Here is a 22,623-nt window from a genome sequence, read left to right on the forward strand (position 1 = left end):
TACAGCGTCGCAGTTACCAAATCTGTTCTTCGGCTAACTCTTCTGCTTTCGAACGAAGTCGTGTTCGATCCAACAGATCAGTGGCTCTCTCGTTTCCGGCAATTGAGCCCTCAACTGCTTGCTCACCTAAGAGGACGTATGCCCAGCGTCGATGGCTGCGCTGTGAAGGCTCAAGTTCATTTATCTGTTCACACCAGGCGACTGCAGCCGCATGCTTCCTCTGTACGTTGATGTCAGAAAGCGCAGATTCAGCCTTCGTCTCTACAACGTAGATCATTTCTTCGGTCCGAAATAGGAAGTCCGGCGAGTACCGGGCCGGCATTCCGTCGGCCTTCAAGTATGGGCGCTGTACGAAAGTGTGCTTGTACTCACTGATCTTGCACAAGGCCTCAACTTTAGTGTCGTTATTGGCCCACTCCAGGAACTTACGTTCCAAACCACCGCTGTGTGTGGGGATCGGAAGTTTCGGGTAGATGCACTTGGCGACTTCAATGCACGATGACGTCCTGACGCTGAGGGCCGGAACTTCCGAGAGGTGTCGGAAGTTTACTTCGGCAACTGATACGACTTCCTGAGTCAGCGAACGTACCAGGGCGGCAGAGATATTGCCCGCCAGCTCATTCGTGATCATGTCTGTCAATAGAACCCGCCAGTTCTCATCCTCTAGAGGATCGACAACCTGGCCAAAGAACCGATTGCGGATATAAGCATCGATCCAACCGAGAAGTTGCGGCCTAAACGTCTGCAGCATGGGGAAAGCCGCCAGCGAACTGTATTTCTTAGCGCTTGGAGTCATCTCAGATTTGCTGCCACCCAATGCTTCGGTAATACGTACAGTCAAGCGGGCCAGGAAGTCGTTGTATCCGGTAGCAGTCATGACACCACCGTCGACCCTGTAATCACCAAACTGGGTTTTCGTCTGCGCATCGACCGAGACGAAGCGATCGCCCTTACCGACAAATTTCTTAGCGTCTGTGAAAGGAACGCGGCATCGTGGCAGCTGGTACGGGTCAAGTATCGGAGTCTTGAGCTCCTCCTCTCTATCCCGGACCATCATTGGAACATGGAAATCAAACTGCTCGTAGCCGTCGCGAAGCTCAACAACTTCAAGGTCACCGGTTGCGGGCGACGGCGTATCTGTGTCGTCACCGACTTCGCCGGCTAGCCCCTCAGCCATTAACTGATCGTAGAAGTCAGAGAACCTGGGATGTTCGACGATGAATAGGACGTCAAAATAGTTCTGGGGTTCCAGTTTGTTAGCTATCCGCCTGCGGGTTTCCCGCTTCATCTCATCGATCTGCTCGTCGCCTCTCCACATAAGGCGAAGCCCACGACCTATCAGCTGTTCCAGAAGAATTGGCGCTTGGCTAGAACGTAGCGGAACGATAACAGCGATGTTATTCACATCAAAACCCTCACGGAGCATGAGGACGCTGACGATAACTTTTGGAGTCTTGTGGCGGTCGACGTCGAACAGACGTTCTCGGGTGACGTCCCACTCAGCCTTTGACATTTCGCCCTTGCGGTTAGAATCAACCGTTAAGACTTCTTCCTGAGCCAATCCCTCCGAGTAAAGAAACTCTTCGACGAAACCAGTTACAGACGTGTCTTCACAGACGACCATGAGCTTAGGGTGCTTGCTAGGGTCTACGTGACCAAAGCTCATCTCAAGCATCGATAGCTTGGTGAGACCAGCCCGGAGCATAGTGCGCTGGCCCGATGACAGACCTGTTACCTTGCCTCTTGCGTCACGCTCGGCATTGAAATCGAGCGGCAGATTAGCGATCTCTTTGCGTTTATCAAGGGCTAGTGACTTCACTAGCCCTGATCGCATCGCCTGCTTTAGATCGAAGTCGACGACAATATGCGGGAAATATTTGATCCCCTTCTTTGCTCCTGTGCCCACTTCGTTGTAGGGCGTGGCCGAGAAGTCAACTTGCACGAACCGATAGCCCTTAGTAGATGCGATCTCGGTCAGGCTCTTCTGCCACTCGACCTCGTCAACTTGCTGGCCTTTCTTGATCGAGTGAATGTGATGCGCTTCGTCATTGAAGACCATGAGCGACGGGAGATCTTTGAGCCATTCGAGGGGCCCACCACGCATGTATTTGCGGTCGAGCACATCCAGACTGTTACCAGTACTAGTTCCAGGACTGATCGGAAAGTAGCTCTCGACAGCTGCCTTGGCATCAATGTCAGTTCCAGGAGCATCAGTTTCGGGAACGAAATCAGGATCCTCTACACCGGCAAGCAAGTGCCAGTTAGTCACGGCTATCATGCCGCTGCCAGTAACCTTCTTACCGATATCTGCCTTGGTAAATACAGACGATTGGACGAACCCGAAGATCTGGTCGCGGTAGTTGTCGGGTATGAATATTTCTTGGTTCTTGAAGATGTCTGAAGTTTCAAAGTCACGTTCACCATCCCGCTCTTTCCCCAGGAACGAGCCAAGAAGCCGATCGTAGACGATGAGTCCAGGCGCTACGAGCAGAAAGTTAGACGTGAACCGTTGATCGTCCGGATACTCGCGTGTGTTCAGATACTGCCAAATAAGAAGGGCATTCAAAACCCAGGTTTTACCAGTACCGGTGGCCATTTTGGCTGCGTATTTAGGGTGATTGTTCTGTTTGCGCGTTACTTCGCCGAGGGTATCGCCGCCAAGCAACGCGTCAGTAGCAATCTGACGATACAGATTCTCGAGGTTCGGCGCCTTCAGAACCTCATGAGCGTAAATGATGTGCAGGATTGCCGCACGCTGACCATCGTGAAAGTTCACGGGCCGCAGTTGAACAAAGTCGTCTTGGAACCAAAATTTCAAGAGCTCAGCGGTCACGGGAGTGACTTCGTCCATTAAGGCTGTCGGCAGGCCTTCGACGATGTCCGGGATTTGCTCTCCGATGATTCGCCCAAGTGCGCTGGCGAGAGGAAATGAATCAACCACGGTGCTCATGAGTTGACCTCAACATTTTCAACGATAATCTCCGACTCATACCCAAAGACATCAACTGCCCTGATACATACTGTCCGTGGTGTCGGCTTAAAGGGCACCTCGACATCGGCCTTGGTTACGACTCGCAGTTCATCGCCATCGTTCAAAGTGTTGCCCCGGTAATCTTGCCATACCGACCGAAAGACCTGGCCGTCATAGTCGGGGTCAACTGCCCAATATTCGAGAAGTGCTAAAGGCTCGTTGTTCATGACGTTGAGCAGCTGATCGCGGTTCTTGCTGTCGAGATTAATGGCGTCTGGCGAGAGAAGTACGTAGTTCTCTAGGTTGACGGTGACGATTTCAGAATCGCCTTTGCGTGTCCGAGCCGCGACTGACGCCTGCAAGTACTGCAATGTCGAGAACTTGATTTCCTCAGCCAACTTTTCTAGCGAGCCCTTCGCCTTCAAACGTGTTAGGAGCTCGGGCGGAACAACCAAAACCTCAAGTCGGTCGTCATTCAGCGCGGCCAGATCGTGACCGATGGAGTCCGAAAAATTCCAACCAAGGACCACGACTCTGTCGAAACCACCCATAGTAGAAAGCCGAGCGGCCTGAGCTCGCTTAAGTGTCGCGCCGGTAATGAGCGCATTGGGGCTCGTCGCTATGACTAAGGTCTGTTCGTTAGTGATACGACCTAATGCGCCTCCTTGGCTTACTTCCGGAGGCAGAGGAACTGCACCGAAAAGCCGCAGGACCACTTGAGCCAGCTCACCTATTTTGAACTTACGTCCCAAAACGGACCTAGCTTGCTCTATTTGGTAGTCGCCGATCGACTGGAATAGAAACGGCTTTGCGTCCTGGTCAATTAGGCGCTTGCGCGTAATCATATTGGACGGTTTTCCCATGTCCGCGGCAATCCATGACCGACCCATCCGCTCAGCAACAGCTGCCGTTGTGCCCGATCCAACGAAAAAGTCAGCAACCATATCACCTGGGTTGGTTGACGACTCGATGATCCGCTCTAGAAGCGTTTCGGGCTTCTGAGTTGCATAGTCCAACTTCTGCTTCTTGTCCGCAGGCATGATGTAGGGAAGACGCCAAACGTCATCAAGAGTTCGATGTGTGTCTTCGTAGTAGACGAGAGCCCCATTTTCGTCCCGTGCTTGTTTGAGACTCTTTGTTGCAGAATCCCAGACTCTTTTTTGCTGCTTCTTGGGGACGTCTCTGGCTTCCTTTACAGTGTTAAAAACCGGAGTTTGTTCCTTCTTATACACAAAAATAACATCGTGGTTTGAAGCAAACCGTCCAATATTGCCCTGCATCTTGTTGTAGTAATGCCAGACAATCTCATTTCGAAAATTCTCTTTCCCGAAGATCTCGTCTAAAATAATTTTGACATAGTGCCCGACGTGCCAGTCCAAATGGACAAACAAGGAGCCCTTCTCAGAGAGAAGCTCCCGCATGAGTACGAGTCGCGGCGTGATCATCGCCAGGTAGGAGGCCGTCCCTTCGGACCATGTGTCGGAGTACGCAAACTGTTCGATAACAGTCGGCTTCTGTTCGATCGTCACGCCGGGTAGGGTGATCTTGGACCGGTAGTCGGCCTTCGAGTCAAATGGTGGGTCTATGTAGATGAGGTCTATCTTGCCTCGCACCGACGGATACTCATCGTCGCCAGCCAGCAATGCGGACATAGCAAGCAAGTTGTCACCGTAGATGAGACGGTTCGGAGCAGCCTGGTCAACATTTTCTGGCTTAAACTGTCGAAAGAGATCTTCCGCGTTGGTGTCCCTGTTTGGAATCACGAGCTCGCGGGTTTGAAGCGAAACGCGATTCCTGCCTTCAAGGCTGTCCAATATCTGGGCGGCCTTGCGCTTGCCCTCCGTGACGATTCCAGGCAGTTGTTCCAGCAACGACTTGCTCAAGTGTTCCCCGACTTCTCATTTATAGGCCAATACTGGCTTCGACTCTACCCGTGTGCAAACGGTCCCGAGGTATCGCATCCCAGTCGATGGCCATTTCGTGTCGAGTCCACGTTCCTGCTGAGAACATGGTGCCGTCGGCTGCAAAGGATTTCGGTGGATACGGTTCGAAGACCTGCCCTACAAGTTAGCGTGCATCCAGTCAGTAACATTCTTGCTGGCCCCAAAAGTCGCCCAGCCTTGTCCACCAACGGGTACGACAACGACATTGTCGTTGGAATCAGTATGCAGCTTGATTCCGTCCCGTAGCGCGGCCGCCGTCAGAGACGTCTTCACAAAAAAGCTGCTCTTGAGCGGCTTGGCCCAAGAGTCGTGGGATTTCAAGTAGGTAATGAGCTTCTCATAGTCCTGGCCAGTTGCGTTGAGGTCGTAGTTGACCCAGTAGATTGTCATGTCTGATCCTTGTCTTAGTAGGGTTATTGCAAGCTATCGTCAGCCGCCGACATTGAGAGTCAGTGAACCCGGACGCGGACGGTCCCAGGGATTCCGTAGCGTAATTCCCTGCTTGAGGAGGAGCTTGCGGACCGTGTCAGCTGAGACGTCGTGGGCCTTGCCGATAGCGGCCAGGGAAGCGCCGGCTGCGTAGTGCATAGCAATGTCGTCCGCCTGAGAGTCGCGGAGACCTTGACGCCGAATCGGAATGTCGGATTCTCGAAGCATGATGACGATGCTTGTTTTGGAGATACCGTAAACATCAGCCAGTCGGCGAGATGACCAGCCTTGCTGGTAGCGGGCGGCGATGGTGGCTTGGTCTATGGCGGTCAGCCGATGGACAATTTTGGCAGATGACTTTTGGTTGGAATTTCGCGACTTCCGCGCTGCAACTGATTTGGTAGTGGATACCAGGATCTTATCGAAGCGGGATTCGTAGTGGTGGCCCCTGCTGGCATACCCTTGCAGAACCTCCACTTCAATACCCCTCTGACTAGGGCAAACGCCCGGTCGGAGGGGTTTTCTTTGCCCATTTTTGGCCTAGCGACACGCTTGGAAGTCAGTGACGGGCATTAATTTGATCCCCTGCAGAGCGCCAGAATTGTTGCGCAGTCCATCCGAGCGCCCGTGCCGCCGCGCCTATATTCCGCAACGGATAGCACTATGTGTAGTGGATTGTAGACAACAACAAGGGGTGTCTTGTGCGTTGCGAAGAACTCAGGGTGGGCGCGTATACGGTTGCGAACGCCCGGAAACCTGGCCTGCCGTCACTGGCCCTGGATCGACTGCGCGAGGCGGGGAAGATTGAACAGATCGGACCGGGGTTGTACCGGGACATCGACTCACCGGCCGTGGATTTGGAAGTATTGGAAATTGCCTACAAGGCGCCGCAGGCCACCATTTGTCTCTCGAGCGCTTTGGCGCGGCACGAGCTCATCGACATGATTGCGGGCAAGATCGACGTTACCCTCCCCTGCGGGAGTACCGGCCCAATTACGCTCGCACCGGTCAACTGGCACTATTTCCAGGCTGCACCTTTCGATGTGGAGTGCACAACCATCGAGATCCCGGGTGAGTAGATTCCTATCGGCATCTATTCTGCGGAGCGATCGATTGTTGATGTCTTTAGGCTGCGGGGGACCGAATGCTATGAAATCGACGTTGAAGCGTTGAAGCGTTGAAGAACTGGCTGACCAGGAGCGGGTCACGCACGGTGCTGTTGGTGGCAATTGCCAAAGAATTGCCGCGTGCCACCGGACCGATCAGAAATGCACTGGAGATACTTTCATGAGCGCTGAAAGGATCTTCCAACAACTCATCGGGCGTGGCCGGGAACGGAAGCGCACTGGAGGTGAAATGGTCACGGTCTATGGCCGGGAGCGTGTGTTGAGCCGACTTGCGCCAACCCAGTATGTCAACGACTTTTCCCCCAAGGCGGTGTTCTGCTGGCCCGGAATTTCTGCTCGCCGCCGGACACTGTTGCGGTCGCTACGATCCGGCCCGTTGCCAGCTCGGCGCTCACGGAGGACACCGTGCTCCGGCGTACTGGGCGGATCCCCTCGTCGGTAACGACGCCCGTCAGGGATCGGGAGATTTCGGGTTCCTCCGCCGAAGCCAGGCGGGAGAGGACCAGCCTGGTCACCTGCGACCCGAGGCGGGCTAAGCGTTAGGCCGGTTTAAGTGCCGTGTGTCCGCCACTGACAACCAGCAGTGATGCGAGTGCTTCTTCTAGTTCCCTCACCGTGGTGGAGGTCAGATTGCCTCCATCCGAAACGCCCTGGCTCGGCGGCGCACAGGGTGCGGACGCTGTAGTGAGTCGATAGCGGCCGCTCGGGCCAATTCCCGGGACCCGTCCGCTCGGGTGATCTCCAGGGCCGAATCGTCCTGATTGTCGGCGAATGCGGCGTTGCACTAGCGCAGTTTCCAGCCGTAGTCCGAGATGAGGTCCACGTACTTCGCCGAGCCCATCGTCTCGGCCCAGTGAATGCTTGCCATCGACGATCCCGGGCATATCGCGAGGCTCGGCGGTTGTGGAGATCGCCGGGCGCCGGCTCGCATCCAAGGCGAGATGGAAGGCCACGGCCGCGGCCAGCAGCGCCTTGGAAGGAACACAACCTGTGTTCACGGACGTCCCGCAACTTCCCCGTGAGTGGGTTCTGCCCCCAAATCTGCGCCTTTCATCATGGGGAAGGTCAAGAGGTTGACCCGTCATGATTGACAGGAACCACGACCAAAGGCCGATCAAAAATGCCGACTGGCCCGAAAATAGACGTGACTGTAGTGCTGGTGAAATAGTCCATTTGAATTAGGTTAGCCACTCCTAATAGTGTCTAGGTCGATGACACTCCAGCCAGAACTCTGCGCCGTCTCCTTCGCCGCCGAATTGGTGCGCTTCGGAGACCGCGCCGCGATACACGTCGATGGCCGCACGGTGAGCTACCGGGATCTCGCCGATCGGGTTGGCAGTGTGGCCCGTTCATTGGGGACTGTGCGCCGGCTCGTTGCACTCGAGGCGGAGAACACCTTGTCCGCGGTGGTGGTCTACCTGGCCGCTCTGGCCGCCGGGCATCCGCTGCTCATTCTGCCCCCGGGCAAGGGTGAGGCCGCCGAGGCGCTGATAGCAGCCTACGACCCTGACGTTGTCGTCAGGTCCGCGGGGAACGGCAGTGGGTTTGAGATACGCCGCGAGGGGACCCGCCATAGGCTACATCCCGAGCTTGCCCTGCTCCTGAGTACCTCGGGATCCACCGGTTCGCCAAAACTTGTGCGACTCTCCGCCAAAGGGCTGCAGGCCAACGCGGAGGCAATCGCCGAGTACCTGAACTTGCGTCCTGAGGACACCGCTGCCACGACATTGCCGCTGTCGTATTGCTACGGGTTGTCCGTGGTCAACAGCCATCTCGCGGCCGGGGCCTCGATCGCACTGACCGACACCTCCGTGGTGGACCCGTGCTTCTGGGAGCTGCTCCGGGCACAGAAGGTGACGTCGTTTGCCGCCGTGCCATACACTTTTGACTTGCTTGATCGCGTCGGCTTCGCCGAGATGGACCTGCCAAACCTACGCTACATCACCCAGGCTGGCGGCCGGCTCGACCCGGCAAGGGTGCGGGCGTACACCCATCTGGGCCAGCGACGCGGCTGGGATCTCTTCGTCATGTATGGACAGACCGAGGCGACCGCGCGGATGGCCTATCTGCCTCCAGACCTTGCCTCCGCGAATCCCGGGTCCATCGGCGTGCCGATCCCTGGCGGCAGCTTCCGGCTGGAACCGGTCCCCGGTCTGGATGAAGCGGAACTGGTCTACTCGGGGCCCAATGTGATGCTCGGCTATGCCGAAGCCCCAGCGGACCTAGAACTCGGTCGCGTCGTGGGTGAATTGCACACCGGGGATCTTGCCCGGCGTACCTCCGAGGGACTGTACGAGATAGTGGGCCGGCGAAGCCGTTTCGTGAAGGTCGTCGGCCTGCGCGTGGACCTTGGCCAGGTGGAACGGCTGCTGTCCGAACTGGGCGTCCCGACTGCCGCCGCCGCCGGCACCGACGAAGGGATCGTAGCCGCCGTTGAGGGCGATGTTGACCTGCCCCTGCTGGGCAAGGCGCTGGAGCAGGATCTCGGGTTACCCCGCGGTTCGGTGAAGCTTGTGCACGTGGGGCAGGTTCCTCGACTGGACAACGGAAAACCGGATTACCCTGCGGTGCTGGCGCTGGGAGCCGAGCCGGCATCGACCTCCGTCGACGCCGGCAACCATGCCGCGTTGGCTGCCGGCGGAGTGGAGGACACTGTCAGGATGGCCTTCGCCCAGGCGCTCGAGCGCGAGGACATCGGCGAGGACGACACCTTCGTGTCTCTGGGCGGTGATTCGTTGTCCTACGTTGCCGCCTCGGTTCGCCTGGAACGGATCCTGGGAAAGTTACCCGGCGGATGGCACCTGATGCCGGTCGGTGAATTGACGTCCCGGGCCCGGGATACCGAGGGAACCCGTTCGGGCTCCGTGGCGCGCTGGCCTGTACAGGTGCTGCGCCGACTGGCGCCCCCGCTGGAAACCGGCATAGTGCTGCGCGCGGTGGCAATCATCTTCATCGTGTCCACCCACGTCGGCCTCTTTTCGTGGTCGGGCACCGCGCACGTGCTGATGGGGCTCGCGGGCTACAATTTTGCGCGCTTCCAGCTTGCGGGCACGCGCCGGGCCCGGCTGAGCAGGCACTTGCGCACGGTGGTGCGTATCATCGCCCCGAGCCTCGTCGTCATCTGGATCGCGTTCGCAGTGAGCGACACCTACGGATGGCCGAATGTATTCCTGCTCAACGCGATCCTGGGGCCGCCGGGCTGGACCAGCTATTCGCGTTTCTGGTTCGTGGAGGTGCTGGTCTACATCCTGTTGGGCCTTGCCGCGCTTCTGGCGATTCCAGCCGCTGACCGGGCCTGCCGCCGGTGGCCGTGGTCGTTCCCGCTCGCCATCGCGGGCCTGGATTTATTGGTGCGCTTCGGGATCGTGAACCTGCCGTTTCCGGGTCAGGGGCCGGTTCTCTGGATTTTCGCCCTGGGCTGGGCAGCCGCGGTATCCCGGGGGTGGTGGCACCGTGCCGCGGTGTCGGCGGTGGCCCTGGTGGCGGTTCCTGGTCTGTTCGATAGCGCCGCCCGCAACGCCACGCTGCTGGTGGGCCTGCTGGCGCTGATCTGGATTCCTGCCCTCCCGGTACCTCGGATCCTCCATCGGATCACCGCGGTATTGGCCGGGGCCTCCCTGTTCATCTACGTGTCGCACTGGCTGGTCTATCCGCTGCTCGACCAGACCTCCAAGGGGCTGGCTGTTGCCGCCTCGTTGGTGGTCGGCATTGCCTACGGCGCCGTGGCCACCAAGGCTATGAACATCGCAGAGCGCCGGATCCGCAGCTCCGCTCGGGGCGTGCCCGGTCCGTGACCTAGCACCCAGCTGTACCTGAATCGCCACCTGTCCCGTTATCTTCTGGATAGCCCACTAAAAGAGGACTATGAGGACTATTGGCCGACCAGCCTCGACATGGTGCCTTGTCACTGTCTATTCAATGATTGCAAGGGGTATTGTCACAGAGGCAGTGCAAACGGCGCTGGGCGGAGCGTCCGCAACCACCAACGCGGGCCAGCCAGGGCGTGCGGGCAGCTACGTAACCACCACAGCCAAGCGGTCAGGGCCGGTGGGATCCTAGGTGGACAGCGCCTACGCCTAGGGTGGCCCGGCTCAGTTCCCTTTTGAGCTCGTGAGGTAGTAAAAGGCGTAAACGGCCCCATAGCCGATGGCAGCCAGAATTATCCCGATGAAAAAGGCGGTCCCGGCCGGGCTGAAACCCGGTGCTGTGACATACGCACACCACGGATCTGACTGGCGGGTACCAAAGAACCCGCACTCTTGCCGGGCATATCCCAGTGAAGCACCAATCACGGCGCCGCCCACAGTGCCCGTGATAACGCCAAACACGGCCGCCGCCGGCGCATGAGACTTCTCCTGCCGTTCCTGCTCGGCAAGTCTCCGCATGGCTTCTTCCTGCTGTGCCCGCTGGGAGCTTTCAGAATCGTCCATGCCGCCAGTATGCGCTTGGCGGGGGATCCGCGCAATGATTCGGCGAGACCCTTGCGAAGCGTCCGTGAGAGCTTGCCTCAGGCGTCAGGGCTGGTTGTTCCGCGCTGTCCTTCGTTGAATGCAACCAGCCGCGCCTGCATCTCCCAGTAGGAAGTGGCGGTCGGTGTGGGTGTGCCGTCACGCAGGGCGTTGGCAACGTTCACCGCCGCATCCACGGACGCCCGGTAGGGGAGGGAACCGGAGCTCACACGCCGGACACCCAGCTCTCCCAGCTCGGCAACAGTCAGGGACGGATGCGCCAGCAAGTTTACCGGCAGCCCGGCACCTGCCGTGATGGCGCTGATGTGGTCCGCTTCCACGACGCCAGGGACAAAGATCCCGTCCGCCCCTGCATCTGCGTAAGCCTGGGCGCGGCGCAGAACGGCGTCCACCGTGGCATTCTCGCCAAACCAGAAGTTGTCCACTCTGGCATTGACGAACACCTCCGGGCAGCGTCGCTTGACGGCCGTCACCTTGGCAGCAAACGCTGCAGGGTCCACCAGCTGCCCCTGGAAGCTGTCCTCGAGGTTGACCCCGGCCACTCCTAGGGCAGCGAGCTGGGCCACAAAGCTGGCAACCGCCAAGGGATCATCCGAGTACCCGTCCTCGCCGTCCACCGTGATGTGGACGGGAAGACGGCACAGCTGGGCCGCCAAGGCGAGGGTTGCCGTCTTGCCGGACCGTCCGGCGTCGGGCAGGCCAGCACTGCCTGCAATACCAAAACTGGTGGTTCCCACGGCGGCATACCCTGCCGAAGCAAACGTCAGGGCAGAGCCAACGTCCCAAGCATTCGGCAGTAAAAGCGGAGCATCGCCGAGGTGGAGTTCCTTAAAAGTGGCCATGTTCATTCCTATCCCGAGCCAAGCGCCAATGTGGATTCCCTCAAGACTACAAGTCCGGAAGGAGGGCACACGGCAGCAAAGCGGCCGCAGTTGCAGCCACGAAGAACCATTGTTTCTGCTGCCCAGCGGGTATATCGTTGAGTATCGTTCACAAATCGCTGAGGAGAGCATCATGCACAATTCATTCCCTGTAGGCGGGTTTTTTGGCAACAACATGGACGGCATGTGGCAGGCCGTTGAAGAGCTGCGATCACGATTCGAGAAGCCGTCGGGCACGCGCGTTGGCCGCGGCGAAGTTCGCTCGGCGGTGCTGGCACTGCTCGCCGAACAGCCCATGCACGGCTACCAGATCATCCATGAAATCGAGGAGCGCAGCGGCGGCAGCTGGAAGCCCAGCGCAGGCTCCGTGTACCCAACACTGCAGCTGCTGGCAGACGAGGGACTCATCAGCGCGGAGGAAGCCAACGGGCGCAAGGTCTACTCCCTGACCGACGCCGGCCGCGAAGCCGTAGCGGACGCCGATGCCACAACGCCCTGGGACTCGAGCGGTCCTGCGCAGGGCATGGGCTTCGCCGCACTGCCCAAGGCTGGGATGGAACTGGCGCAAGCCGCAGCGCAGGTGGGCCGGACCGGCACGTCCAAGCAGGTGCAGGAGGCCGTCGCTGTGCTCGATGAGGCACGGCGCAAACTGTATTCGATCCTCGCCCAAGACTGACGCAGGTGGCATCAATCCATCGGGGCAGGGCAGATCCTGTGCCCGGTGCAGGGAACACCCGTGCCAGGTACCGCCGCATCCTGCGCTTCGCCGCCTGGCATCTGGCCGTGACCTGGTGGCACGAGCTGGTCCTGCCCCGTCTGGGGTTGGCCAGCCTTGCCAACAGCACCCGGCCCAGGCGGATGCGGCGTTTCGCCCAGCGCTTCCACGCGCTCGCGGTGGATCTCGGGGGCTTGATGATCAAAGTTGGCCAGTTCATGTCATCCCGGCTCGATGTCCTCCCGCCGGAAATCACCTCCGAGTTGGAAGGGTTGCAGGACGAGGTGCCACCCGTCCCGTTCCCCGCCATCTTGGCCCTGGCCGAGGCCGAACTGGGCGGGCCGCTAGAAAACGTGTTTGCCTGGGTCGAGGAAACGCCCATCGCCGCAGCATCCCTGGGGCAGGTGCACCGTGCGCAACTTCTACCCTCCACCGCCGCGGACACCGGCCTGAACCACGTGGTAGTGAAGGTGCAGCGGCCCGGCATCGAGGCGATTGTTGGCGTTGACCTGGCCGCGCTGCGCAAGGTGGGCGGCTGGCTCAGCCGCATTCGCATCGTGTCCAACCGCGCGAACGTCCCTGCCCTGGTGGAGGAGTTTGCCCAGACCAGCCTCGAGGAGATTGACTACCTGCAGGAGGCGGCGAACTCCGAACGTTTTGCCGCTGAATTCGCACGGGGCAGTCAGGTGGTGGTGCCCCACGTTGTCTGGGAGCGGACCACCCGCCGCGTGCTGACCCTGGAAGACGTCACGGCCATCAAGATTACGGACGCTCAGGCGCTCCAGGCGGCGGGAATTGACCCGGCTCAGGTGGCACCCGTGTTCGCCACGATCATGTTTGACCAGCTGTTCACCAACGGCTTCTTCCACGCCGACCCGCATCCCGGCAACATCTTCGTCACTCCCTCGCCCGGGGAAGGTGCCGGGCACCCGTGGAAGCTGACGTTCGTGGACTTCGGCATGATGGGCGAGGTTCCGGCCAAGACCCGCAGCGGACTCCGGAAGCTGTTGATAGCCGCCGCCTCGCGTGACGGCAAGGGTTTGGTGGCTGCGATCAGCGACGTGGGGGTGTTGCTGCCGTCCACCGAAACTGCCGCGCTGGAGCGTGCCATGACACAGCTCTTTGCCCGGTTTGGCGGCATGGGATTTGCTGAACTTCGCGAGGTTGACCCGCGGGAATTCCGTGACTTTGCCGTGGAGTTTGGTGATGTGGTGCGCTCGCTGCCTTTCCAGCTGCCAGAAAACTTCCTGCTCATCGTCCGCGCCATGGCGTTGACCTCGGGAGTGTGCAGCTCCCTGGACCCCCAGTTCAACCTGTGGGACTCGGTGGAACCCTATGCGGCGCAGCTGCTGCGGGACGAACGCGGCAACCTTGCAAAGGATGTGGCTCAACAGGCGCTCGACGTCGTGGGGCTCACCGTGCGCCTGCCCAAACGCCTGGATGGGCTCATCAGCACCATTGAAGACGGGCAGCTTCAAGTGGCCAGCCCGCGCCTGGAACGGCAGGTGGCCCGGCTTCAGCGAACGGCGCAGCGGGCGGTGTCGGCCTTGATGTTCGGCGCCCTCCTCATCGCTGGTTCAGTGGTCCGGTCGGATGACGAGGTGCTCGGCAATTCACTGATGCTGCTTTCGGTGCTTGCATTGCTGCACGGGTTGTGGGTGGGCCGCCGCCGTCTGTGAAGGACGACGGCGGCCCACGCGGTGCACTGCTAGCGTGCGGACTCGCTGTTCTGGAGTTCCTGGGCCATGACCCGCTCGGAATCCAGGTCTTCCTTGAACTTCGCGTAGCGGGCCCGGTGGCTGGGGGTCTTGCCAACGAGGTACCAGACAATAGCCAGCACAATGAACCAGATGGGGGTCACCAGCAGGGCAATGAGTGTATCCACCTGAGTGGTCAGGGCCCACAGGACAAAGGCGAAGAAGGCGAAGACAACATAGACCATGGGAATGCCGCCGGGCATCTTGAACTTTGAGGAGTTGTGCAATTCGGGACGGCGCCGGCGGAAGGCGAGGTAGCTGGCCAGAATGATGGACCAGACAAAGACGAAGCAGACTGCTGCCACGGTTGTGACCATTTCAAAGGCTTTGCTGACGTCCTCGCCAACGTACAGCAGCACGATGCTGGAGAGGAGCAAAACGCAGGAGAGGAACAGCGCATTGTTGGGGACCTTGCGCTTGGACAACTTCGAGAACCGGAAGGGGGCGTCGCCCTCCTGCGCCAGGCCATAGACCATGCGGGACGTGGAGTAGATGCCGGAGTTGGCTGAGGACATTGCGGACGTGAGGACCACCAGATTGACGATGGTGGCAGCCGCGCCGAGTCCCGCCATGGAGAACATGGCGATAAACGGGCTTTGACCTGCGGCGAACTGCGTCCAGGGAATGACCGACATCAGGATGACCAGTGCGCCTACATAGAAAAGCAGGACGCGGATGGGAATGGAGTTGATGGCCTTGGGCAGATTCTTTTCCGGATCCTTGGCCTCGGCTGCGGTGGTTCCCACGAGCTCGATGCCCACGAAGGCAAAGACGGCGATCTGGAATCCTGCCACAAAGCCCATGAATTCATTGGGGAACAGTCCGCCGTGGCTCCACAGGTTCGTGAAGCTGGCCGTTCCGGTGTCAGATTGGAAACGGCTGAAGATCATGAACAAACCCACACCGATCAAGGCAACAATCGCAATGATCTTGATCAGGGCAAACCAAAATTCCGTTTCGCCAAAAGCCTTCACTGTGGTCAGGTTCAGGACCAGCAAAATTCCAATGGTGACTACCCCGGGGATCCACAGTTCGATCCCCGGCAAGAGCACCTCCGAGTAAGCGGCAATGGCAATGACATCGGCAATTCCGGTGATGACCCAGCAGAACCAGTAGGTCCACCCGGTGAAGAAGCCGGCCCAGGGGCCGAGCAGGTCGGCGGCGAAGTCGCTGAAGGACTTGTAGTGCAGGTTGCTGAGCAGGAGTTCGCCCATGGCCCGCATGACGAAGAACAGCATGAAGCCGATGATCATGTACACAAAGATCACGGACGGGCCAGCTGCAGAGATGGTCTTGCCGGAGCCCATGAACAGGCCTGTGCCGATGGCCCCGCCAATGGCGATGAGCTGGATGTGGCGGTTGCTGAGCTGCCGTTCCAGCTGCGGGGCAGCGGGGGTGGGTTGGTGAATCGTCAAAAGGAACTCCATCGTTCAGGCGGCATGGGGTGCCACGAAGATTTGGATTCCTCCCCACTCTGTCTGGGACCTGAGAGTTTCCGCGTTTCCTTGAAGTCAAGGATGCGCTTGCACCTTCGGTGAGCCCGGTTGCCCGGACTGCTTTCCAGAGTTGCCTATCCACGGCGGTACATGGGCCTGAGAGATTCCCGGGGAGGGTTTGCTCCTTCGGCGCCTGCACACGGTCTGCGCTTTGCGCAGTTGCACCGGCAGGACTCTCCCGCCGCGGATCATGGGCACTTCACATTTTGGGTGACGCGAGTCACACACTAGCCCCCCTTTGCGTCTTGACGCAAGGTGGCGGCCCTACTGTCTCATTGCGGAGCTGTGCGCGGGGGTGTTGTTGCCCACACTGGCAATCCCCTGCTTTGCCTGAAGCTGGATTCTCGTGTAATCTGTGAGCCGAGTCACCCACAACTAAAAATGCCTTTTGAACCGTGGCGGGAGAGTTCTCCCAGCAATGTGGCGGCGCCGTAGGAGCAAATCCTCCCCAGGAATCTCTCAGGCCCATGTACCGCCGCGGCGAGGCAACTCTGGAAAGTAGCAAGGCGTCAGTCCTGCTCACCGACGGTGCAAGCGCCCTCCTTGAACGCCAAGGAAACGCGGAATCTCTCAGGTCCAAGACAGAGCGGGGAGGAACCCAGCCCTTGCCGCACCCCTTTTACCGGGACGGCCGTTCTTTGGAGTTCCTCATGACCATCACATCCAATCCCACAGTGTTCGCCGACAGGCACATTGGCGCCCGCCGCCAGAGCGACGTTGACACCATGCTCAAGGCCATCGGCTACGACAGCGTGGACTCCTTGGTGGACACGGCAGTCCCGGATTCCATCCGTCAGGGCACAGCCCTGGAACTCCAAAGCGCTCTCAGCGAAGTTGAAGTCCTCGCCGAACTCAGGGCCTTGGCCGCGAAAAACAAGACGGCCATCCAGATGATCGGCCAGGGCTACTACGACACCGTTACGCCTCCAGTCATCCGCCGCAACATCCTCGAAGCTCCGGCCTGGTACACCGCCTACACCCCGTACCAGCCCGAAATTTCCCAGGGCCGCCTCGAGGCGCTGCTGAACTTCCAGACCATGGTCAGCGACCTGACCGGCCTGCCCGTGGCCAACGCCTCCCTCTTGGATGAAGCCACCGCCGTGGCCGAGGCCGTGCTGCTCATGCGCCGCGCCAACAAGTCCAAGGCTGCTGCCGACGGCAAGACAGTCCTGGATGCTGACCTGCTGCCGCAGACCATCGCCATCGTCAAGGGCCGTGCCGAGGCGCTGGGCTTCGACGTGGTCGTTGCGGACCTTTCCCTGGGCCTGCCCGACGGCGCCATCAACGGCGTGGTCCTGCAGCAGCCGGGCGTCTCCGGCCGCGTCTTCAACCACGCCCCCGTCATTGCAGAAGCGAAGGAACGCGGCGCCCTAGTCACAGTGGCTGCCGACCTGCTGGCCCTGACTTTGATCACGCCTCCCGGTGAGCAGGGCGCTGACATCGCTGTGGGAACCGCCCAGCGCTTTGGTGTTCCGTTGTTCTTCGGCGGACCGCACGCAGCCTACATGGCTGTGCGAAACGGCATGGAACGCTCCTTGCCGGGCCGCATTGTGGGTGTCTCCACCGACAACACCGGCCTGCCGGCTTACCGCCTGGCCCTGCAAACCCGTGAGCAGCACATCCGCCGCGAAAAGGCTACGTCCAACATCTGCACCGCGCAGGCACTGCTGGCCATTGTGGCCTCCATGTACGCCGTCTACCACGGCCCCGAAGGCCTGAAGGCAATCGCCGAAACCGTCCACGGCCGCGCCCGTACCTTGGCAGCGGCACTGCAGGCATCCGGCGTCGAACTTCTCCACACCTCCTTCTTCGACACCCTCACGGTGCGCGTTCCCGGCCGTGCCGGTGCCATCCTGGCCCTCGCCGAGCAGGGCGGCATCAACCTGCGCCCCATCGACGGCGACCACGTAGGCATCTCCGTCGATGAAACCACCACGGCGGACATTGTGGCCCGCGTGGCCGCCATCCTTGGCGCCGCACCGGCAGGCGACGGCACGGACAACCAGGGCGCCGCAGCCCTGGCCATTGTTGCTGACACGCAGCGCACCTCCGACTTCCTGACCCACCCCGTGTTCAACACGCACCGTTCCGAAACGCAGATGCTGCGCTACATCCGCCGCCTCAGCGACCGCGACCTGGCCCTGGACCGCACCATGATCCCGCTGGGTTCATGCACCATGAAGCTCAACGCCACCGCCGAGATGGAAGCCATCTCCTGGCCCGAGTTTGCCTCGATCCACCCGTTCGCACCCGATTCCCAGACAGAAGGCTGGCGTGAACTGATCGGCGGCCTGGAAGCCGACCTGTGCGAGATCACCGGTTACGACCAGGTCTCCATCCAGCCCAACGCCGGCTCACAGGGCGAGCTGGCCGGCCTGCTGGCCATCCGCGGCTACCACCTGTCCCGCGGCGATGAGCAGCGCACCGTCTGCCTCATTCCGCAGTCCGCCCACGGGACCAACGCAGCCTCGGCCGTTTTGGCCGGCATGAAGGTTGTTGTGGTTGCCACGGCAGTCGACGGCACCATTGACCACGCTGACCTGAGCGCCAAGATTGAGACGCACAAGGACCAGCTCTCCTGCATCATGATCACCTACCCCTCCACACATGGCGTGTACGACGCCGATGTGCGCGAAGTCTGCGACGCCATCCACGCCGCCGGGGGACAGGTTTACGTTGACGGCGCCAACCTCAACGCCCTGGTTGGCCTGGCCCAGCCCGGCAAGTTTGGCGGCGACGTCAGCCACCTGAACCTGCACAAGACCTTCTGCATCCCGCACGGCGGTGGCGGTCCCGGCGTGGGCCCCGTTGCCGCCAAGGCCCACCTGGCGCCCTTCATGCCCGGCGACGCCAACTCCTCAGCAGCTTCAATGGCAGGTGTCCCGATTTCCGCTTCACGCTTCGGCTCGGCTGGCGTGCTCCCCATCTCCTGGGCCTACGTGAAGCTCATGGGTGGTGCGGGCCTGACCGAAGCAACCAAATCGGCGCTGCTGGCGGCCAACTACATTGCCTCACAGCTCAACGAGCACTTCCCGGTTCTCTACACGGGAGCCGGCGACCTGGTGGCCCACGAGTGCATCCTTGACCTGCGTGAGCTGACAGCTAAGACTGGTGTCACGGCAGAGGACGTGGCCAAGCGCCTCATCGACTACGGCTTCCACGCACCCACCCTGTCCTTCCCCGTGGCGGGCACCCTCATGGTGGAGCCCACTGAGTCGGAGGACCTAACGGAAATCAACCGCTTCATCACGGCCATGGTTTCAATCCGGGCCGAAATCGACCAGGTCGCCGAGGGTGCTTTTACCCTGGCCGACAGCCCGCTGCGCAACGCGCCCCACACGGCTGCCGCCGTCGTGGATTCCAACTGGGAGCGAGGCTACCCGCGTGAGCAGGCAGTGTTCCCGGTGGCGAACCTGCGCCAGGACAAGTACTTCCCGCCCGTTGGCCGCATTGACGGGGCAGCGGGGGACCGCAACCTGGTCTGCTCGTGCCCTCCCCTCGAGTCGTTCGAGGACAGCGCAGACGAATTCGCAGCAGACTTTTCAAACTAACCCGCAAAGGAATTCCCATGACTGAGAACCACACAGCCCTTTACGGCGAGCACGAAAAAGCCGGCGCCTCCTTCACCGACTTCGGCGGCTGGCAGATGCCGCTGAAGTACTCCTCCGAGCTGGCCGAACACCACGCAGTCCGCAACGCCGCAGGCCTCTTCGACCTTTCCCACATGGGCGAGGTTTGGGTGAGCGGCCCCGACGCCGCAGCCTTCCTGGACTACGCTCTGGCCGGCAAGCTCTCCGCCGTGGCCGTGGGCAAGGCCAAGTACTCGCTGATTTGCAACGCCGACGGCGGCATCATCGATGACCTGATCTCCTACCGCCGCAGCGATGAGAAGTTCCTTGTGGTGCCCAATGCCGGCAACGCCGCCACCGTGGCTGCACTGTTGGCCGAGCGTGCCACCGGATTCGACGTGGTGGTCAATGACGTCTCCAGCGAAACCTCGCTCATCGCCGTGCAGGGACCCAATGCAGAGGCAATCCTGCTGACGCTGGTTCCGGCAGAGCAGCACGCCCTGGTCACCGAGCTCAAGTACTACGCTGCCGTGGACGTCCCGTTCAACGTCAATGGCACTGTCCAGGAACTGCTGCTGGCCCGCACCGGCTACACCGGCGAAGACGGCTTTGAAATCTACATCCCCAACGCCGACGCCGCAGCCCTGTGGCAGGCACTGCTGGCCAACGGCACCGAGCACGGCCTCATCCCGGCCGGGCTCGCCGCCCGCGACTCCCTGCGCCTGGAAGCCGGCATGCCGCTGTACGGCAACGAACTCTCCCTGGACGGCCACGCCTACTCCGCAGGACTCGGCCCCGTAGTGTCGCTGGCCAAGGAAAGCGACTTCGTCGGCAAGGCAGCCCTCGCCGCCATCAAGGAAGCTGGCGAAGGATCCACCACTGGCCGCAAACTGGTTGGCCTCAAGGGACTTGGTCGCCGCTCCGCCCGCGGCCACTACCCGGTTCTGAAGGACGGCGCCACCATCGGCGAAGTCACCTCCGGCCAGCCCAGCCCCACCTTGGGCTACCCGGTCGCCATGGCCTACGTGGACGTGGCCCACGCCGAGATCGGCACCGTGCTCGACGTCGACCTTCGCGGCAAGGCCGAGGCCTTCGAAGTGGTTGCCCTGCCGTTCTACAAGCGCCAAAAGTAACACCGGCACCGGCGCTCTCGCGAGATGGGGGCTGGTGCCCGCACCGCGCCACACACGACTTCGTCGGTGTGGCCGCGGCGTCGCCCACCACACCGCCAGCCCCCACCTCGCTGCGCGCCGGACGAACTCGCGACGCACCGTCAGTACATTTTTTCACCAGACGAATTGAAAGGTTTATCCCATGAGCAAAGTCGCTCCTGAACTGAAGTACTCCGCCGAGCACGAGTGGATCGCCGCCGATGGCGCAGGCCCCTCCACGATTGGTGTCTCCGCCGTCGCCGCCGACGCGCTGGGCGACATTGTGTACGTGGACCTGCCCGAGGTGGGCTCCACCGTCACCGCCGGCGAGGCGTGTGGCGAGATTGAATCAACCAAGTCCGTCTCCGATCTGTACGCCCCCGTCACGGGCGAGGTTACAGAGGTGAACACGGCCGCCGTCGACGATCCGGCCCTGATCAACTCCGACCCCTATGGCGCTGGCTGGCTGTTCAAGGTGGCCGTCGATTCCGAGGGCCCGCTGCTGTCCGCAGCCGAGTACGCAGCTGCCAACGGTGGCGAACTGTGAGCCGCGCCGACGCAGCAACAGTGGACTACACTCAGGTGGTCGCGGCAAGCCTGGATGCTCCCTTGTCCGCACTGGATCCGGAAATCGCCGTGCAGATCGACGCCGAGCTGTCCCGCCAGCGGACCGGCCTGGAAATGATCGCCTCGGAAAACCACACCGCGGCCGCCGTCATGGCAGCCCAGGGTTCCGTGCTGACCAACAAGTACGCCGAGGGTTACCCGGGACGCCGCTACTACGGTGGCTGCGAGCACGTTGACGTCATTGAGCAACTGGCAATCGACCGCGTCAAGGACCTCTTCGGCGCCGGCTTCGCCAATGTCCAGCCGCACTCCGGCGCCCAGGCCAACGCCTCCGTCATGCACGCCCTCATCAAGCCGGGCGACACCATTATGGGCCTGAACCTGGCCCACGGCGGGCACCTCACGCACGGCATGCGCATCAACTTCTCCGGCCGCCTGTACAACGTGGTCCCGTACCAGGTTCGCGAAGACACCCACCAGGTAGACATGGCCGAGGTTGAGCGCCTGGCGCTCGAGCACAAGCCGGCCCTCATTGTTGCTGGCTGGTCGGCGTACGCCCGCCAGCTGGACTTCGCCGAATTCCGCCGCATCGCGGATCTGGTGGGTGCCTACCTCATGGTGGACATGGCCCACTTTGCCGGCCTGGTGGCCGCAGGGCTGCACCCCTCACCGGTGCCGTACGCCCATGTCACCACGTCCACCACACACAAGACCCTTGCTGGCCCCCGTGGCGGCATCATCTTGAGCAACGACGCCGACATCGCCAAGAAGATCAACTCTGCTGTGTTCCCGGGCCAGCAGGGCGGGCCGCTTGAGCACGTCATCGCCGGCAAGGCCGTGGCCTTCAAGATCGCAGGCTCGGAAGAGTTCAAGGAACGCCAGGAGCGCGTGCTGCTTGGCGCCCGCCTTTTGGCCGACCGCCTGATCCAGCCGGATGTTGCGGCCAAGGGGATCTCCGTGATTTCCGGCGGCACCGACGTCCATCTGGTGCTGGTTGACCTGCGCAACTGCGAGCTCAACGGCCAAGAAGCCGAAGATCGTCTCGCGGCCATTGACATCACCGTCAATCGCAACGCCGTGCCGTTTGATCCGCGCCCGCCCATGGTCACTTCCGGCCTGCGCATCGGCACCCCGGCCCTGGCCACCCGCGGTTTCGGCGAGGCTGCCTTCGCCGAAGTGGCGGACATCATTGCCGAGGCACTTTTGGCCGACGCTGACGCGGATTTGTCCGGTCTGCGCACCCGCGTTGCGGCCCTTGCCACAGCCCACCCGCTCTACCCGTCAGTGGCAAATCTGTCCTAGGCGGTACAGTTGCTCCCTGCGGTGGCCGCTTTTGGCCGTCACCGCAGGGAAACGGCCGGGCACCCCGTCAAGGTGGGTCCGGCCCTCCGCCAGGTTTCACTGGCGGAAAGAATTTAGTCTTTAGTGAGGTACTCACATGTCCGTTGGTGTTTTTGATTTGTTTTCTGTGGGCATTGGGCCTTCGAGTTCGCATACTGTGGGGCCCATGCGTGCGGCTGCGGCGTTTGTTCAGGAACTGATCCAGGG

16 protein-coding genes and 2 riboswitches are annotated in these 22,623 nt (G+C 60.9%); of the genes, 9 read left to right on the top strand and 7 right to left on the bottom strand.

Going from position 1 to position 22,623, the window contains the following annotated elements; all coding sequences use genetic code 11:
* Window positions 1–13 precede the first annotated feature (13 nt).
* The 4 genes from ACX80Q_RS01250 to ACX80Q_RS01265 all read right to left on the bottom strand — a co-directional run bounded on the left by ACX80Q_RS01250 (window position 14) and on the right by ACX80Q_RS01265 (window position 5,820).
* Window positions 14–2,950 (bottom strand): DEAD/DEAH box helicase family protein, encoded by a 2,937-nt coding sequence (locus tag ACX80Q_RS01250; RefSeq protein WP_459328694.1) that lies wholly within the window; start codon window positions 2,948–2,950, stop codon window positions 14–16.
* A complete protein-coding gene (locus ACX80Q_RS01255) occupies window positions 2,947–4,854 on the bottom strand; it encodes a site-specific DNA-methyltransferase (protein ID WP_459328695.1) in 1,908 nt (635 codons plus the stop codon). Before ACX80Q_RS01255 ends, ACX80Q_RS01250 begins: the two co-directional genes overlap by 4 nt.
* Window positions 4,855–5,031: 177 nt before the next feature.
* Window positions 5,032–5,304: a hypothetical protein gene (locus ACX80Q_RS01260; RefSeq protein ID WP_459328696.1), complete on the bottom strand. Its 273-nt coding sequence runs from the start codon at window positions 5,302–5,304 to the stop codon at window positions 5,032–5,034.
* 39 nt (window positions 5,305–5,343) lie between these two features.
* Window positions 5,344–5,820 (bottom strand): hypothetical protein, encoded by a 477-nt coding sequence (locus tag ACX80Q_RS01265; protein ID WP_459328697.1) that lies wholly within the window; start codon window positions 5,818–5,820, stop codon window positions 5,344–5,346.
* 224 nt (window positions 5,821–6,044) lie between these two features.
* Here ACX80Q_RS01265 and ACX80Q_RS01270 point away from each other — a divergent pair, with 224 nt between their 5' ends.
* Entirely contained in the window at window positions 6,045–6,422 is a 378-nt protein-coding gene (locus tag ACX80Q_RS01270; RefSeq protein ID WP_459328698.1) for a type IV toxin-antitoxin system AbiEi family antitoxin domain-containing protein, read from the top strand.
* A gap of 1,259 nt (window positions 6,423–7,681) precedes the next feature.
* Window positions 7,682–10,264 (top strand): AMP-binding protein, encoded by a 2,583-nt coding sequence (locus ACX80Q_RS01275; RefSeq protein ID WP_459328699.1) that lies wholly within the window; start codon window positions 7,682–7,684, stop codon window positions 10,262–10,264.
* A 297-nt stretch (window positions 10,265–10,561) separates the two neighbouring features.
* Here ACX80Q_RS01275 and ACX80Q_RS01280 read toward each other — a convergent pair whose 3' ends face one another.
* Both ACX80Q_RS01280 and ACX80Q_RS01285 read right to left on the bottom strand, forming a co-directional pair.
* On the bottom strand, window positions 10,562–10,900 hold the full coding sequence (locus ACX80Q_RS01280; RefSeq protein WP_459328700.1) for a hypothetical protein: 339 nt from the start codon (window positions 10,898–10,900) through the stop codon (window positions 10,562–10,564).
* A 77-nt stretch (window positions 10,901–10,977) separates the two neighbouring features.
* Entirely contained in the window at window positions 10,978–11,781 is an 804-nt protein-coding gene (locus ACX80Q_RS01285) for an isocitrate lyase/PEP mutase family protein (protein WP_459328701.1), read from the bottom strand.
* 172 nt (window positions 11,782–11,953) lie between these two features.
* Here ACX80Q_RS01285 and ACX80Q_RS01290 point away from each other — a divergent pair, with 172 nt between their 5' ends.
* A complete protein-coding gene (locus ACX80Q_RS01290; RefSeq protein WP_459328702.1) occupies window positions 11,954–12,496 on the top strand; it encodes a PadR family transcriptional regulator in 543 nt (180 codons plus the stop codon).
* A gap of 5 nt (window positions 12,497–12,501) precedes the next feature.
* Window positions 12,502–14,214: an ABC1 kinase family protein gene (locus ACX80Q_RS01295; RefSeq protein WP_459328703.1), complete on the top strand. Its 1,713-nt coding sequence runs from the start codon at window positions 12,502–12,504 to the stop codon at window positions 14,212–14,214.
* Window positions 14,215–14,243: 29 nt separating this feature from the next.
* Here the strand turns inward: ACX80Q_RS01295 and ACX80Q_RS01300 are convergent, their stop codons facing one another.
* Entirely contained in the window at window positions 14,244–15,719 is a 1,476-nt protein-coding gene (locus ACX80Q_RS01300; protein ID WP_459328704.1) for an amino acid permease, read from the bottom strand.
* Window positions 15,720–15,862: 143 nt separating this feature from the next.
* Window positions 15,863–15,979, bottom strand: a riboswitch (glycine riboswitch).
* Between the two features lie 198 nt (window positions 15,980–16,177).
* Window positions 16,178–16,273: riboswitch (glycine riboswitch) on the top strand.
* A gap of 165 nt (window positions 16,274–16,438) precedes the next feature.
* On the opposite strand from ACX80Q_RS01300, the gene gcvP reads away from it, so the two are divergent.
* The 5 genes from gcvP to ACX80Q_RS01325 all read left to right on the top strand — a co-directional run.
* Window positions 16,439–19,339: an aminomethyl-transferring glycine dehydrogenase gene (gene gcvP, locus ACX80Q_RS01305; protein ID WP_459328705.1), complete on the top strand. Its 2,901-nt coding sequence runs from the start codon at window positions 16,439–16,441 to the stop codon at window positions 19,337–19,339.
* Between the two features lie 17 nt (window positions 19,340–19,356).
* The gene (gene gcvT, locus ACX80Q_RS01310; RefSeq protein WP_459328706.1) at window positions 19,357–20,490 is read left to right on the top strand and encodes a glycine cleavage system aminomethyltransferase GcvT; all 1,134 of its coding nucleotides are present in this window, start codon (window positions 19,357–19,359) and stop codon (window positions 20,488–20,490) included.
* 181 nt (window positions 20,491–20,671) lie between these two features.
* A complete protein-coding gene (gene gcvH, locus ACX80Q_RS01315) occupies window positions 20,672–21,055 on the top strand; it encodes a glycine cleavage system protein GcvH (RefSeq protein WP_459328707.1) in 384 nt (127 codons plus the stop codon).
* Complete coding sequence (gene glyA / locus ACX80Q_RS01320; protein WP_459328708.1) at window positions 21,052–22,377, top strand: serine hydroxymethyltransferase; 1,326 nt, start codon at window positions 21,052–21,054, stop codon at window positions 22,375–22,377. Before gcvH ends, glyA begins: the two co-directional genes overlap by 4 nt.
* A 136-nt stretch (window positions 22,378–22,513) precedes the next feature.
* Window positions 22,514–22,623: serine dehydratase beta chain (locus tag ACX80Q_RS01325; RefSeq protein WP_459328716.1), on the top strand; the 110-nt coding region annotated here is incomplete at its 3' end.

This window comes from Arthrobacter sp. HLT1-20 (genome assembly GCF_054510895.1).

What these genes read in the sequence shown, in the direction of transcription:
- ACX80Q_RS01250 (WP_459328694.1), bottom strand. Translation starts at nt 2,950, where the DNA reads ATGAGCACCGTGGTTGATTCATTTCCTCTCGCCAGCGCACTTGGGCGA.
- ACX80Q_RS01260 (WP_459328696.1), bottom strand. Translation starts at nt 5,304, where the DNA reads ATGACAATCTACTGGGTCAACTACGACCTCAACGCAACTGGCCAGGAC.
- ACX80Q_RS01275 (WP_459328699.1), top strand. Translation starts at nt 7,682, where the DNA reads ATGACACTCCAGCCAGAACTCTGCGCCGTCTCCTTCGCCGCCGAATTG.
- ACX80Q_RS01280 (WP_459328700.1), bottom strand. Translation starts at nt 10,900, where the DNA reads ATGGACGATTCTGAAAGCTCCCAGCGGGCACAGCAGGAAGAAGCCATG.
- ACX80Q_RS01285 (WP_459328701.1), bottom strand. Translation starts at nt 11,781, where the DNA reads ATGGCCACTTTTAAGGAACTCCACCTCGGCGATGCTCCGCTTTTACTG.
- ACX80Q_RS01290 (WP_459328702.1), top strand. Translation starts at nt 11,954, where the DNA reads ATGCACAATTCATTCCCTGTAGGCGGGTTTTTTGGCAACAACATGGAC.
- ACX80Q_RS01300 (WP_459328704.1), bottom strand. Translation starts at nt 15,719, where the DNA reads ATGGAGTTCCTTTTGACGATTCACCAACCCACCCCCGCTGCCCCGCAG.
- gcvP (WP_459328705.1), top strand. Translation starts at nt 16,439, where the DNA reads ATGACCATCACATCCAATCCCACAGTGTTCGCCGACAGGCACATTGGC.
- gcvT (WP_459328706.1), top strand. Translation starts at nt 19,357, where the DNA reads ATGACTGAGAACCACACAGCCCTTTACGGCGAGCACGAAAAAGCCGGC.
- gcvH (WP_459328707.1), top strand. Translation starts at nt 20,672, where the DNA reads ATGAGCAAAGTCGCTCCTGAACTGAAGTACTCCGCCGAGCACGAGTGG.